This is a genomic window from Roseivirga spongicola, assembly GCF_034376045.1.
Taxonomy (GTDB): Bacteria; Bacteroidota; Bacteroidia; order Cytophagales; family Cyclobacteriaceae; genus Roseivirga; species Roseivirga spongicola.
Map to the genome: position 1 here is coordinate 966,206 of NZ_CP139724.1, position 14,040 is coordinate 980,245.

A 14,040-nucleotide genomic window follows, 5' to 3' on the forward strand; every position below is an offset into this window, starting at 1 on the left:
CTTTTGTCTAGTTAGACAACGCTGTGGCACTCGTTCTTCTTTCAAATTCGGCTTTGCCATTTTCAAGAAACTCAACAAAATTCTCAACACTTGGGTCGTATGAGAGTGGTGCCACCAAAGGTTGCTCATTTGTATCTAACAACACATAATAGGGTTGTGCGTTCCCGTTAAACTGGGTAATCTGAAAGTCAAAATTCTGTTTACCAACTGTTTTCTTCACTTTACCATCGAAGCTAGATGTGTACCATTCTGACTCAGGCAGCTCAGTTTTATCATCTACATAAAGCGCTAAAACCACATAATCATTTCTGAGAATATTGAGCACTTCAGGAGCCGACCAAACATACTGCTCCATTTTTCGACAGTTTACACAGCCATGCCCCGTGAAATCGATAAACACGGGTTTACCTTGTTCTTGAGCATAATCCATAGCTTGCTCATAATCAAAGAAGCCTCTCAAGTTGTGAGGCAGCTCAAGGAAATCGGCATGCTTTACTTCACCGTCATAACCCACTGGTGCCACTTGAAATTCTTCAGGAGCTTCTTCTAAGCCCATGGCTACCGCAAACGAAAAGTCTGCTTTTTTATCTGGCGGAAGATAACCTGCCAAGCCATTGAGTGGTGCGCCAGTAAAGCCAGTGAACAAATAAACCGCAAATGCTAGCGAAGCAACAGCTACACCCAATCTAAGTGGTTGGAGCTTTGTTTTTTTATCATCATGAGGGAATTTGATCACACCGAAAAGGTATAGTGCCAAACCAAGCGCTAGTACAAACCAGATGGCAATGTATATCTCTCTATCTAATAATCCCCAGTGGTAGGCCTGATCAGCTACGCTTAAGAACTTGAAACCTAAAGCCAATTCTATGAACCCGAGAACCACTTTAACCGAATTCAACCAGCCACCAGATTTCGGTAAGTCCTTCAACATACCAGGGAAAAAAGCGAATACGGTAAAGGGAATAGCAAAGGCCGATGAGAAGCCTAACATTCCTACTAATGGTTTGATTTTCGCCCCTTGAAAAGACTCTATCAACACAGTTCCGACAATCGGGCCAGTACATGAGAATGAAACCAGCACCAAAGTGAAAGCCATAAAGAACACTCCAAGGAATCCGCCCTTATTGGCATTCTTATCCATTTTGTTCACAAAGCCTGTCGGCAAGTTGATCTCAAAATAACCGAAGAATGAAATGGCGAAAATGAGGAACACAGCAAAGAAGATAATATTCGCTATCGCTCCAGTAGCCAGATCGTTGGCCAACCCTACACCAAAGAAACTTGTGAAGATTAAGCCCACCAAAATGTAGATCAAGATGATGGAGAGCCCATAAGTGGTTGCTTTTACTCTTGCCTGTTTTTTCGACTGAGAGCTATTAGTGAAGAAAGCCACCGTCATAGGGATCATAGGGAAAACGCAAGGCGTTAGCAATGCCGCCAAACCAAATAGAAATGCCGCGAGAAAGAAGCCCCAAAGCGATTCTCCTCCTTCAGCTTCCAATAAATCGCTATAATCATTTTGTGCTTTTTGGTCTTCGCCTCCCGTGACTTTGATAAAGTTAAAGTCGAAATCTGCTCCTCCAGGAATACACTGACCATCGATATCCGTACAAGTCTGGAAAGTCAGAGAACCTCTGATATCCAAGTCTTTCTTCAGTACCCTAATCTTCTGCCTGAACTCTCCTTTTCCTTCAAAATAAGTGACATCAGTTCCCCAGATTTCATCATACTTTTCCTTGGCGTCTACAGGAATTAACCCTCCAATAACCTCGAAGCTGTCATTTGTTTCATATTCAGCTTCGGTGACCATTGGGCCAACATCAGGATCGATATCGCTGGAGTACAGATACCAATCAGGAATAATCTTCACCTTGAAGATGAGCTCTATTTCATCGCCAGTCTGAACTTCTGTTTTAGAAGCATCGAACGACCAATTTGTGGTTGTTTTGAACTGAGCAAATACCTGAAAACTTGTTATCAGCCAAATGGCGAAGAGTAAAATTCCTGATCTTTTCATTCTGTATGATTATTACTTCATCTCTGCAAAGTACTTGTAGAACAGAGGAATGGTTTCAATTCCTTTAAAGTAATTGAATACTCCGTAATGCTCGTTTGGTGAGTGAATAGCATCAGAATCTAGTCCAAAGCCCATCAACACCGTTTTGCTATCCAATATTTGTTCAAACAAAGCAACGATAGGAATAGATCCACCGCCTCTAAAAGGAACAGGCTCTTTTCCGAAAGTCTCCTTCATAGCTTTGGCAGCTGCCAAATATGCCGGAGAATCAGTAGGAGTAACAGCAGGTAATGCTCCGTGGTGAGGAGTCACTTTAACCTTTACTGATGGTGGCGCAATTGACTCGAAATGATTTTGGAATAACTCCGTAATTTTATCTGGGTCTTGATGTGGCACCAAGCGCATGGAAATTTTCGCGTAAGCTTTAGAAGCGATTACCGTTTTGGCACCTTCGCCAGTGTAGCCACCCCAAATTCCGTTAACATCTAATGTCGGGCGAATTGAAGCGCGTTCCATAGTAGAGTAGCCTTCTTCACCTTCTACATCACTTAAGCCGATAGATTTTTTATATGCTTCTAAACTGAAAGGAGCTCTAGCCATAGCGGCTCTTTCTTCTGCTGTCAGTTCGAGCACATCGTTGTAGAAGCCCGGAATATTGATTCGTTTTTTCTCATCTTTCAATGAAGCAATCATTTCTGAAAGCACATTGATTGGGTTTGGCACCGCTCCACCATAAAGACCAGAGTGAAGATCTCTGTTCGGACCCGTTACTTCAATTTCTAGGTAGCTAAGACCTCTCAAACCAACGGTTATTGAAGGCACATCATTGGCAATAATTCCAGTATCTGAAACCAGCACAATGTCATTAGCCAGCATCTCTTTATGCTCCTCTAGGAAAATCTCGAGGTTATCTGAGCCCACCTCTTCTTCTCCTTCAATAATAAATTTAATGTTACATGCTAGTTCGCCTCCTGCCATCATAGCCTCAAAAGCCTTTACATGCATGTACATTTGCCCCTTATCGTCACATGAACCACGTGCAAAAATGGCCCCTTCTGGGTGAATATCTGTTTTCTTAATTACTGGTTCGAAGGGAGGAGAATCCCATAAATCTAATGGATCTGGCGGCTGAACGTCATAGTGCCCATACACCAGTACGGTTGGCACATTTGAACCCACTATCTTTTCGCCATAAACAATTGGATGGCCTTTAGTTTCATAGATTTCAGCTCTATCTGCTCCAGCTTCGGTCAATTTTGTCTGAATAAACTCAGCTGCCCTTTTTACATCAGCCTTATGTCGGCTATCTGCACTTACTGAAGGTATCCTCAATAAGTCTAAAAGCTCCTCTAGAAATCTATCTTTATTCTGATTGATAAAATCTTGTGTTCCGCTCATATTTCCTCCGTTTCAGCGCAATTTAATCGATTGCTAATGAAATTAAAGGCCGATGATCAGAAGTTTAACTTTTAGCCGACAAGACTGAATTAATCTTTCAGCTTAGGCATAGGTTTTCTACTCTTCACAAAGATTCCTTCACCTTTTCCTACCACCTTTCCTTCTTCATTCAATATTTCAGAAGAAGCCAGGAAACCATTTTCATCGGCTTTAAGTAGTTTCCCTTTAGCTGTTAGTTTTCCTCCCATTACTGGCCGAACGAATTCAATCTGATAAGACTTGGTCACCAGAAAATAGTCGTCTACTTCTGTGGCACAGGCAAAGTAGGCGGCATCATCTAAGAGCTTAAAGTAAATGGCACCATGCATGGCTTCTCCACCATGAAAAAACTCCTCCTTTACTGTTAGCTCATACTTGGCTTCTCCATCTGACAATGACATATCTGAACCAACAAAAATGGTTTTGTTAATAGGTGCAGAATGAAAAAGCTTAACCAGAAAGTCGTAATGCTCAGTTTTGTTCATAATCAGGGATAAGTCCGAATTGGATAAAGTGATGTTTGAAGTGTTTACGATGGAAAAGTAGCCATTCTTCTGCATTCATAGGACCACCAAAAGGATGGTTAGCCAAAAAGTCAGGCTTTTCTTTTACAAACTGAAGAAAGGAATCTCGCTCTTGCAACAACTTAGCCTTGGCCGACTCCAAATCAGGAAAACGTAATGGCAGCAGGTCATTATTACCAACAGGGGAAGGCACATTCCTTCTCATTGGGCTATCCTTCATCAAATAAGCTTTTGTCTTTGGCCAATCTTCTTCTTTAGTGATAATTGGAATATTGATTTTACCTATTGACATCTTGAAAGTAATGATCAAATGCTCCACCATATGCTGAGGCGTCATTTTACCCCAAGCTGCTGAGTGATCCGTTGTCAATTCGGCCAAACTACCAGTTGCGTCTTCTTGCAAATACTGTTCTGCTGATATTATTTCCATGCTTATCTTATTTCATTTTTTGAATTGCTTCTATAATATGAGACTTCACATCGTCCCACGTCATAGCATTCAAAGGCCTTGGTAACGGCTCTTCTTCAGCATCGTCAAAATAACTCAATGACTTGAGTAAGTAAAACTGATTTTCTTCCCTATATTTTGAAAAATAGAACTGGGTCAATTCTTTAAGAGCGTAATGCTTTAATAATTCCGCTAAATCGTAAAAATCTTTCTTGGAACCTCTTTGAGCTACAGCTGACAGTTTCATCGCAGCAATGTCTTCAATACTCAAAAACCTAACACCTTCAGTAGTTGAGTTTTTACCTAAACTAGGATATCTGTGAGATAAACAGTCTACTTTAATTCCATTGATGGTCAGGTTCAAAGTGTTTTTTGCTTTTCCCTGAACTAAAACTTCAGTTTCTAACCCATTTCGAATTGAGTTTAATGTAGACTCATAATCAAACTCATTGACTGAAAACAAATCCAAATCGATCGAAATCCTATGCCCAAACTGAAGAGCTAAGGCAGTCCCTCCACCTAGAGCAAAGTCAGACAGTGATTCCAATTGCATTAAAGCATTCAATAATTCCAGGGTGCCGGACTCAACTGTCTTTCTCTGAAGCATCTAAATTCAGATTTGTCTATTCCAAAATAATGTGAGCAAAACGAAAGCGTTTTTGGATCGAGGTAGCGTGTATTCTTGAGTGCGCTGAGGCACTTATCCCTTCCGTAGTAATTGAGCACCTGCTTAAAATCACTCCAATCTCCTTTTGTGAAAACACGGGTAATAATGAACCCACTATGTTTTTCATAGGACAGGTCACTTTTATCGACATCCCAAAAAAGATTTTCGCTCAAATGCATACCGAAAGATACAAAAAGAAAAGCCAGCGGTTAAGCTGGCTTCATTTATCAATCTTAATCTTCTCCTAAGAAAGGATATCTGTAATCTTCTGGTGTAACGAATGTTTCTTTGATCAACCTTGGAGACACCCATCTCAATAAGTTAATCATTGAACCAGCTTTATCATTAGTTCCAGAACCTCTAGCACCACCAAACGGCTGCTGACCTACAACTGCTCCTGTTGGCTTATCGTTGATGTAGAAGTTACCAGCAGATTGCTCCAGCGCTTTTACTGCTACTTCTAATGCATATCTGTCTTGCGAGAAGATAGCACCTGTCAATGCGTAAGGAGAAGTCTCGTCAACCAACTTCAATGTAGCTTCGTAGTCTTTCGGCTCATATACATAGATGGTGATCACCGGGCCGAAGATTTCTTCGCACATAGTCGTGTACTTCGGATCAGTAGTCAACAACACAGTTGGCTCTACAAAGTAACCTTTCGACTTATCGTGGTTTCCACCAGCAATCACTTCTACTTTATCGCTTGCCTTCGCTTCATCGATGTATTTAGCGATTCTGTCAAAAGCTTTCTCATCGATCACCGCGTTGATGAAGTTAGAGAAGTCTTCAGTTCCACCCATTTTGAAAGTCTTCAGGTCTTCCTGAACGTACTTCTTCACATCTTCCCAAAGGTTAGACGGAATGTAAGCTCTAGAAGCTGCAGAACATTTCTGGCCTTGGAATTCGAAAGCACCTCTGGTGATGGCAGTAGCTACTTGCTTAGCTTTAGCCGACTCATGCACCATGATGAAGTCTTTTCCACCAGTTTCACCTACAATTCTTGGGTAAGATCTGTAGTTGTAAATATTCTCACCGATGGTCTTCCAAATATGTTGGAATACCGCAGTACTACCCGTAAAGTGGATTCCACCAAAATCTTTGTGCTTGAAGATGATGTCTCCAGCAGTTGGACCATCAACGTAGAATAGGTTGATTACCCCTGGAGGAACACCTGCTTCGTTGAATACTTCCATTAATACATTGGCAGAATAAATCTGAGTGTACGCAGGCTTCCAAACCACAGTGTTACCCATCATGGCTGGTGCAGTTGGCAAGTTTCCTGCAATGGCAGTAAAGTTGAAAGGAGTTAAAGCGAATACGAAACCTTCCAGTGGTCTCTGCTCAACTCTGTTCCATATTCCAGCTGCTGAATCTGGCTGCTGCTTGTAAATCTCAGTCATGTACTGCACGTTGAATCTTAAGAAGTCAACGATTTCACATGCTGAATCAATTTCTGCCTGAAAAGCATTTTTCGACTGCCCCAGCATGGTAGCAGCATTAATTTTATCTCTGTAAGGACCAGCGATCAACTCGGCAGCTTTCAAGAAAATAGACGCTCTGTTTTCCCAGCTCATAGCAGCCCAATCTTTCTTAGCAGCCATTGCCGCATCGATTGAAGCCTGAACGTGAGAAGCATCTCCTTCAGAAAAATATCCTAAAATATGTTGATGATCATGCGGAGGAGACATAGGCACCTTTTTATCGGTCCTTACTTCTTCTCCATTGATATACATTGGAACGTCAATTTGTTTAGAACGAGCCTCGGCAATGGCTGCCTGAAGACTGGCTCTTTCTTTTGTGCCGGGCGCATAGCTGTTGATAGGTTCGTTTTTCGCTACCGGTACATTAAAAAAACCTGTTGCCATAGTTTACTTTTTATGGTTATACATTTCTATTGCGGCAAAGATAAGAGTTCGCCTAAGGATCGGAAACCAATCCCTATTTATAGAATAGATTTGAGTTGCAGAAGGTTCGAAATCTCATGCTGAACTTTGAATTTCGGCACTTCCCTTTTTGGGTTAAACCAGACGTGATCCATGTCTATGCCTTGCGCCCCGGCAATATCGGCATCTATATTATCGCCAATCATGATAGAGTCAAAAACTGAAGCTCCTGTAAGCTCAAAAGCTACTTCGAAAATTCTCTTGTTTGGCTTTCTGGCCTTAGACGATTCAGAGGTTACCACATGACCAAAGTATGGCTCCAGTTTGGAATACTTAAGCTTAGTCTGCTGAATATCATTAAAGCCATTGGTAATGAGGTGCAGCTTGTACTTTCCGGCCAAATAATCTAACACCTCAAAGGCATCAGGGAATACAGCCGGCTTGGTTGGCGCTAAACCTATGTACTCAGACTCCAAGTTTTCTGGCAAGTGCTTAATATCAGCCCTTAGCTTCTGAAAGATTTGAGGAAACCTTCTCTTGCGAATATCTCCCCTTCCGATTCTATGGTTATTGTATAACCCCCAGAGTTCGTAATTAACTTCAAAGAATGTTCGTACCAACTCTTCTTTAGTGAAGATGGCTAAATCTGAAAATTTGTAATGATCGTACAGCTCGAAAAGGGCAGCCGATGCATTAGCATCATAGTCCCAAAGGGTATGATCTAGGTCGAAGAAAATATGTTTGTAGTAAGCCAAGATTATTTGTAGAACTCCCGATTGTTAAATCTGTTTTGCGCTAGCTCTCTATTTGAAGCCAAAATTTCATAGGTCTGCTGATCTTTCTGCAAAGTTCCGTCCTTCACTAAAAACTCGAAGATGCGGTGAATAATCTCCTCTACCTCTTCACGAATGCTATAAAACACCCACTGGTCTACTTTTCTGGCACTGACTATCCCTGAGTTTTTCAAGTACGTGATGTGCCTAGAGGTTTTTGTCTGAGTAAATTCTAAAATATGCTCCAGATCAGATATGGTGAGTTCTCCGTTTCTGTAGAGCAGGTGTAAAATTCGCACCCTAGACTCTTCAGAGACCGATTTAAAGATTTGGCTACCAAATGTGAGGCTGAAATTCTTAAGTCTCATGACGGGTTAATTCTTGTTAATTTGGGGAGAATTAATCGAATACACCAATCAATTTTCCTTAACTGTTGGTTAAGTTTGTGTCGTTCAGTTCATCAAACAGGCATATCTATTTGATTTTCTTTACGTTTGTAACACCAATATGCGATTGAACCTAAAAAGTACATTTGTTAAAATTTCACTTCTCACCATTGTGTTTGCGGTTATTTTATCGGTCAAGGCACAAGCCCAAGAGCAGGAAAAACTTCATGTGGTTCAAGTGTCTGGTTTAGTAATGAACTCAGATAGCACAATGTCTATTCCAGGAGTTCATATCTACGATCAGCGAGGCCGTGGTATCCCTACCGACTTCAAAGGTTGGTTTAGCAAAGCATTTATTGCTGGCGACACCCTTACCATTAGTGCCATAGGTTTTAAGAATGAGAAAGTAGTTGTTCCAGACTCTCTTGGAGATAGAGCTACGGTTATTTTTGCTTTGGAAGAAGAAGTCACCCAACTGGCCGATGTTGAGGTGAATCCTTTCCCTTCGGAAGAGCTATTCAAAGAAGCAATTCTAGCCATGAACCTTAGTCAGGAACAAGAGAATGTACTGAACAGCTATGAACCAGGTATTATTCAGGAATTGGTAAGAACCATGCCACTTGAAGGTTCACCAAGCATGAACTACCGGTATATGATGAATCAGCAGTTCCAAAACCTGCAAAATAGTACTGGCCCAAGAACCAACCCACTGCTTAACCCATTTGCCTGGGCCCAGTTTATTAACTCTCTGAAAAAGAAGAAGTAGATTGGTAGCCTTGGTTGGTGTTGTCACCAACATGTATTACACTGAGGTTTGTCGGTCACAAGAGCAACAAAGGCAGAGGAAACATTATCAATTGTTATTTCTCCTCAGCAATTTTATATCTAAAATATTCATAAGCCTTTGAAAAATCAGTTATATCAACGGTCATTAAGATAGCAGACTTGTCGTATTTTATTTCAATGTAAAGCTTCTCACCTGCAGCTGCGCAAAAATCAGCCAACCAAAAATCTGGATAAGAACTTAATTTCGATCCTTTAGCGTATATAGATACTGATCCGAACATAATCGCTACTTTGCCATCATCACCCTCGACAGCAAAGATTTTATCAGGCTGATAATGTTGCTCACGTTTATCTATTCGCAGCTTTATCTCTAAATCGTTTGTACCTCCTTGAAGAAGTTTATCTAGGTCAGTATTTTCTAAAAGGAGTTTATCCAGACTATACAAAACACGATAGTTTTTCTTCCCATTAGAATCGATCATTTCCAAAAGAGATAGTTTAAATAAAGGTAATCGATCCTTCTGGCTGGATTTGACATTTAACGACCCAATATTATAAAAATAGCTACTGAAAGGATTACCTTCTTCCCAATAGACCCAATTATCAAACCTTTTAATCTCTTCTTGTGATAAAGTCTGCGTTGGAACCAAAAAAGTCAATGATATGGATAAAATAATAATGTACCGCATGACAACCATACTTATAATCATCTTCCAATATAATCGAATAAATTCTTAAACTACTCTTTCCCTTGATGGTGTTCTTAACTAAAGAGCTTTTGAAAAAAGAAAATTCTTGTCTCAAATAAGTCCCATCAAACAATCAGCTCCCCCTAGCCCTCGTTGGTGTTGTCACCAACGAGCAACCAACCATCAGATTGTCGGTCACAAGACCAACAAAGGCAGCTGCACTGGAAGTGTGAATTAGAAATTACCGGTTCACCTTCATCTCAATCAAATAATCAGTTCCCAACAATCTATTATCGGCATTCGTGTACCATGTTCGGTTTTTAGGAATGCGCAGGCCATTTTGAATTTCCATGCCTTCTAGCACAATGTATTCTCCATCATTGGCGGCTTCATCGTGATAGAATCTGTAGCCTACCATAGCATAGGTTTCTGGGTTAAAGTAGAAATACCAAATATCTTCACCCACTGCGGCATCATAAGTCACTTTAAGCGCCAGCACTTCTTGGCTCATAAACTGTGTTCTCTGAACTGTCGGATCAACCTGAGTGCCCGGATCCTTCAACTTCATAGGTAAACCGTAGAGGTAAGTATAGTAATCTCTCCACCTAAGTGTTCTTTCCTTGGTAAGATTCAGCGAATCTACTTGGAGCGAATCAGGAGCCATAAAATTGTAGAGGAGTTCGGTAGAATCATTTTTATCTACCCAATACTCATAAAGACTTCCGCTATTGAGCATTTTCAGATAGAAACTACCCTTCTTATTATCTATAGTCATTTGGCTTCTTCTTGCAGAATTGCCTGGTGTTTCCATATCTATAATCAGGTCAATTTTGGCAGTATTCCAGTTGCCTGAGGGATTATGAAAAGCTATGGCTCTATTCAGCAACTCTTGCCCTGTTATCTCCTGAGCACTGACATTTAGAGTCAGCAGTATGTTAAAAAGTATGAATAAGCAATTTCTCATGGTTGAATTTAGGAAGCTCGCTGCCTATTTCTAGCAGATGTTCTTATTTTTGCGCACTATCTTCACACTGACTCAATGAATATTCCGGCCTGGAACTCAACTTATCTGGAACCCACCTTAGCTTTTGCTTTAGTAACCATTGGTTTCAGTGTTTATCACTTCGTTTCTATTTCCGACAAAGTTAAGGCTAAGTACACTGCAAAGTTTGGCGCAGAAAGGGGAAATACCAAATTCCTTTGGATGACTCGCTACCTTGGCGCCACTACCATAGGAATTATTCCAGCCATAATTCTCCTAATAATAACCGGAAAGGGTCTTGAAGCTTATGGAGTAGCTTTTAAAAATCACACCACCAGCTTAGCATGGATTGGCGGTTTAGCTTGTATCATCATTCCTATGAATTTCTTCAACTCTAAAAAGGAGAAGAATCTGGCCTTCTATCCGAATGTGCGCGAGAAAGAATGGACTAAAAAGATGGTATTCACCAATGCACTTACCTGGGTATCATACTTATTCGGGTACGAATTAATGTTCAGAGGGCTACTGCTTTTTGCTACAGTTCCTCTTTTAGGTGAATGGCCTGCCATAATTTTAAATGCGGCAATTTATGCCTTGGTACACGTACCTAAAAACCTTGAAGAAACTATTGGAGCCATTCCTCTCGGAGTGGTTTTGTGTTTAATTACCCTTACTACGGGTACCATTTGGGTCGCTTTCTTCGTCCATATAACATTGGCCTTGTCCAACTTCTTCTTCTCGTTGAAGCATCACCCTGAAATGAAAGTCATTTAATGTCGAAAAGAATATTCATTACCGGAGGCACTGGTTTTATTGGCCAGAAACTAGCCAAAAGTTTGGCCAACGAAGGTCACGAAGTAGTCGCCCTCATCAGGTCGAAAAGTAAAGCCAAAGACCTTCAGCATGAAAGAATCTCATTTGTAGAAGGAGACCTTTTCTCTAAAGAAGCTTTGCACGAAGGTATGGAAGGCTGTAATGAAGTATATCACTTGGCGGCTTTTGCCAGCGTTTGGGCCAAAGACGATACCTTCGAGAGAGTTAATATTAATGGGACACTCAACATTCTGGACATTGCTAAAGAAAGGGGGGTAAAGAAAACCTTGGTCACTTCCACTGCTGGAGTAATTGGTCCTGCGGTAGATGGCCCGGTAAATGAAGATACCCCGAGAAAGGTAGATTTCTTTACTCCTTATGAAAGCTCAAAGTACGAGTCTGAGCTAAAGATTAAAGAGTATGTTCAGAATGGCCAGCATGTGGTTATTGTAAACCCAACTAGGGTTTATGGCCCAGGACCATTGAATGTCAGCAACTCTGTCACCAAACTGGTAAAACAGTACATTGAAGGTAAGTGGAAGTTTATTCCTGGCGATGGCATGAGCACAGGAAACTATGTTTATGTTGAAGATGTAATCAACGGACACAAACTGGCCATGCAAAATGGTCGTGCAGGCGAAAGGTATTTACTGGGCGGAGAAGATGCCACCTACTACGAGCTCTTTGATACCATTGCAGAAATTGGAGGAAAGAAACACAAGTTGTACAATATGCCTCTTGGTGCTATGCTTGCCTTTGGAAAGATTCAACTGTTTATGGCAGAGAAGTTTGGCCGTCAGCCAATGATTACTCCAGGTTGGGTAAGAAAGTACAACTACGAATGGAGGGTTTCTAGCGAAAAGGCGAAGAAGGAATTGGGCTACGAAATAACTCCACTTAAAAATGGAATTGAAGAAACTGTAAATTGGCTATTCAAATGAGTAAACCCACATATACCCTAGTTACCGGAGCCAGCAATGGAATAGGTAGAGCCTTTGCCGAAGAATGTGCCGAACGTGGGGACAATGTACTACTCGTAGCCTTGCCCGAGCCAAAGTTAGAAGAAGTAACCAACCAGCTTAGCAGTCAATATCCAGAGCAGTCTTTTCACTTGTTAGGTATTAACCTGATGGATCAAGGTGCTCCACAGCAAATATTAAAATGGTGTAATGATAATGACTTTACGGTAAATCTGCTGATCAACAATGCTGGCCTAGGCAATTCAGGTCCCTTTGTCAGTAGACCTGCGGAGTTTTATCAAGGACAAATGCAGTTGAATATGGTTTCGTTGGTAGGCCTCACGCATTTGTTTCTTCCTATGATGATGGCTCAAGAAAAAGCCAACATCATTAACGTAGCCAGTATGGCCGCTTTTTATGATATTCCTTTCAAGGGAATTTATTCTGCCAGCAAGAAGTTTGTTCTTTCATTTTCAAGATCGCTGAATAAGGAGTTAGAAGGCTCTTCAGTGAAAATTACCGTGCTCTGCCCAGCTTCTGTGCCAACCAACCCAGATGTAATGCAAAGGGAGAAAGAGCTAGGTTTAATGGCTCGACTTTCTAGCAGAACACCAAAGCAAGTGGCTAGTTACACCTTAGACAAAATGCTGCAAGGCAAGCAAGTAGTTATTCCGGGCTTCTTCCCGAGACTCTATAAAAGAATTGGAACCGTAGTACCTTACAGAACAAGGCTTAATATTCTGGCCAAACAATTCGTGAAAAACAGCAAATAGGAGATTCTTTATAACTAGAGAACCATAAAACAAGAAAGGCCATTCCAATAACTTAGAACGGCCTCTCGGTTTTATTTATAGGTAACTTAGTTGTCTAATAAGTATCTAGAAAAGCTTCTTCCATTTACTTCGGCATATTTGGTGATGATGTCCCAGCGAACATCCATATCTTTCACATCGAAATCACCACGTACCTTAGTGTATTTCATATCCAAAGACCTTTCGAATTTGGCAGCATTAAAGCTGGCACCATCGCGGAATTTAGTGTATTTGAAAATAGCATCTTCATCGAAGCGAGTGCTTGAAAAATCTGCGGAATAGTCAAATTCGGCATATTTGAAGGTTGTTTCTTCATCGAAAGTTGAACCTGCGAAAACCGCATCACCTTCAAAGTTGGAGTACTTAAACATGGCATCGCGTTTGAATTGACATTTTTCAAACTTCACATCTTTCTCAAAATCTGCAGTGAAAGTATATTCAGTTCGCTTATCATGGTAATAAGCAATTACATGATCTTCGAAAGTACAGTTAATGAAAGAGACCTTAGATTCTATGTCTTCATTCACGGTATTATCACCTCCATCTTTCCACCATCTTCTTTTGGTGGGTAAATCGGGAAGCTTCTCTTCCATAAAAGTGAAATCGAGCACTCCTTGAATGGTAGCATTAGTATAGCTTACTTCTTCGCCCCTCTTTAATGCCTCCATAATTTCTGAGGCTTTAACCACAGTTTGAGCATGGAGTTGACCTGCAAAGAGGCAAAGAAGTAAAGCTAGTGTTGTTGTTTTTAAGAGTTTTTGAATTTGCATGACCTTTAACGTTTTTGGTTTTTTAAAGACTTGCTAACGAGCAAAACGTTACACAAGCACTAGCATAATGATGAAAAAACCGAGTGATAGGTTG

The 14,040-nt window shown here is 40.9% G+C and carries 16 protein-coding genes; 4 read left to right on the top strand and 12 right to left on the bottom strand.

Annotated elements, in window-relative coordinates; translation table 11 throughout:
• Nucleotides 1-7: 7 nt before the first annotated feature.
• The 9 genes from T7867_RS04345 to T7867_RS04380 form a co-directional block, all read right to left on the bottom strand.
• Complete coding sequence (locus tag T7867_RS04345; RefSeq protein WP_322299871.1) at nt 8-2,017, bottom strand: protein-disulfide reductase DsbD family protein; 2,010 nt, start codon at nt 2,015-2,017, stop codon at nt 8-10.
• 12 nt (nt 2,018-2,029) lie between these two features.
• Entirely contained in the window at nt 2,030-3,415 is a 1,386-nt protein-coding gene (locus tag T7867_RS04350; protein ID WP_322299872.1) for a dipeptidase, read from the bottom strand.
• Between the two features lie 89 nt (nt 3,416-3,504).
• The gene (locus T7867_RS04355; protein ID WP_068216159.1) at nt 3,505-3,939 is read right to left on the bottom strand and encodes a PaaI family thioesterase; all 435 of its coding nucleotides are present in this window, start codon (nt 3,937-3,939) and stop codon (nt 3,505-3,507) included.
• On the bottom strand, nt 3,926-4,408 hold the full coding sequence (locus T7867_RS04360) for a DinB family protein (protein WP_322299873.1): 483 nt from the start codon (nt 4,406-4,408) through the stop codon (nt 3,926-3,928). Before T7867_RS04360 ends, T7867_RS04355 begins: the two co-directional genes overlap by 14 nt.
• A 7-nt stretch (nt 4,409-4,415) precedes the next feature.
• Nucleotides 4,416-5,033 (bottom strand): nucleotidyl transferase AbiEii/AbiGii toxin family protein, encoded by a 618-nt coding sequence (locus tag T7867_RS04365; protein ID WP_322299874.1) that lies wholly within the window; start codon nt 5,031-5,033, stop codon nt 4,416-4,418.
• Nucleotides 4,988-5,272 carry a DUF6922 domain-containing protein gene (locus T7867_RS19660; RefSeq protein WP_407691167.1) on the bottom strand — a complete coding sequence of 95 codons (285 nt, stop codon included), beginning with the start codon at nt 5,270-5,272 and terminating at the stop codon, nt 4,988-4,990. The genes T7867_RS04365 and T7867_RS19660 overlap by 46 nt, the downstream gene beginning before the upstream one ends.
• 54 nt (nt 5,273-5,326) lie before the next feature.
• Nucleotides 5,327-6,958 (bottom strand): L-glutamate gamma-semialdehyde dehydrogenase, encoded by a 1,632-nt coding sequence (gene pruA, locus T7867_RS04370; RefSeq protein WP_322299875.1) that lies wholly within the window; start codon nt 6,956-6,958, stop codon nt 5,327-5,329.
• A 77-nt stretch (nt 6,959-7,035) separates the two neighbouring features.
• Nucleotides 7,036-7,731 (bottom strand): YjjG family noncanonical pyrimidine nucleotidase, encoded by a 696-nt coding sequence (locus tag T7867_RS04375; protein ID WP_322299876.1) that lies wholly within the window; start codon nt 7,729-7,731, stop codon nt 7,036-7,038.
• Nucleotides 7,732-7,733: 2 nt separating this feature from the next.
• Nucleotides 7,734-8,117, bottom strand: a complete 384-nt coding sequence (locus tag T7867_RS04380; RefSeq protein WP_288339851.1) for a metalloregulator ArsR/SmtB family transcription factor — start codon at nt 8,115-8,117, stop codon at nt 7,734-7,736.
• 139 nt (nt 8,118-8,256) lie between these two features.
• Between T7867_RS04380 and T7867_RS04385 the strand changes: the two genes are divergently transcribed.
• On the top strand, nt 8,257-8,901 hold the full coding sequence (locus tag T7867_RS04385; RefSeq protein WP_322299877.1) for a peptidase associated/transthyretin-like domain-containing protein: 645 nt from the start codon (nt 8,257-8,259) through the stop codon (nt 8,899-8,901).
• Between the two features lie 94 nt (nt 8,902-8,995).
• Here the strand turns inward: T7867_RS04385 and T7867_RS04390 are convergent, their stop codons facing one another.
• Both T7867_RS04390 and T7867_RS04395 read right to left on the bottom strand, forming a co-directional pair.
• Nucleotides 8,996-9,610 carry a hypothetical protein gene (locus T7867_RS04390; protein ID WP_322299878.1) on the bottom strand — a complete coding sequence of 205 codons (615 nt, stop codon included), beginning with the start codon at nt 9,608-9,610 and terminating at the stop codon, nt 8,996-8,998.
• Nucleotides 9,611-9,851: 241 nt separating this feature from the next.
• Nucleotides 9,852-10,574, bottom strand: coding sequence for a DUF6503 family protein (locus tag T7867_RS04395; RefSeq protein WP_322299879.1), 723 nt, complete (start codon nt 10,572-10,574; stop codon nt 9,852-9,854).
• 75 nt (nt 10,575-10,649) lie between these two features.
• On the opposite strand from T7867_RS04395, the gene T7867_RS04400 reads away from it, so the two are divergent.
• The 3 genes from T7867_RS04400 to T7867_RS04410 are packed head-to-tail and all read left to right on the top strand — an operon-like array spanning nt 10,650 to nt 13,137.
• Nucleotides 10,650-11,366, top strand: a complete 717-nt coding sequence (locus tag T7867_RS04400; protein ID WP_322299880.1) for a CPBP family intramembrane glutamic endopeptidase — start codon at nt 10,650-10,652, stop codon at nt 11,364-11,366.
• Nucleotides 11,366-12,346, top strand: a complete 981-nt coding sequence (locus tag T7867_RS04405) for an SDR family oxidoreductase (RefSeq protein ID WP_068216175.1) — start codon at nt 11,366-11,368, stop codon at nt 12,344-12,346. Before T7867_RS04400 ends, T7867_RS04405 begins: the two co-directional genes overlap by 1 nt.
• Nucleotides 12,343-13,137 (top strand): SDR family NAD(P)-dependent oxidoreductase, encoded by a 795-nt coding sequence (locus tag T7867_RS04410; protein ID WP_322299881.1) that lies wholly within the window; start codon nt 12,343-12,345, stop codon nt 13,135-13,137. Before T7867_RS04405 ends, T7867_RS04410 begins: the two co-directional genes overlap by 4 nt.
• 86 nt (nt 13,138-13,223) lie before the next feature.
• Here T7867_RS04410 and T7867_RS04415 read toward each other — a convergent pair whose 3' ends face one another.
• On the bottom strand, nt 13,224-13,946 hold the full coding sequence (locus tag T7867_RS04415; RefSeq protein WP_322299882.1) for a pentapeptide repeat-containing protein: 723 nt from the start codon (nt 13,944-13,946) through the stop codon (nt 13,224-13,226).
• Between the last annotated feature and the right edge of the window lie 94 nt (nt 13,947-14,040).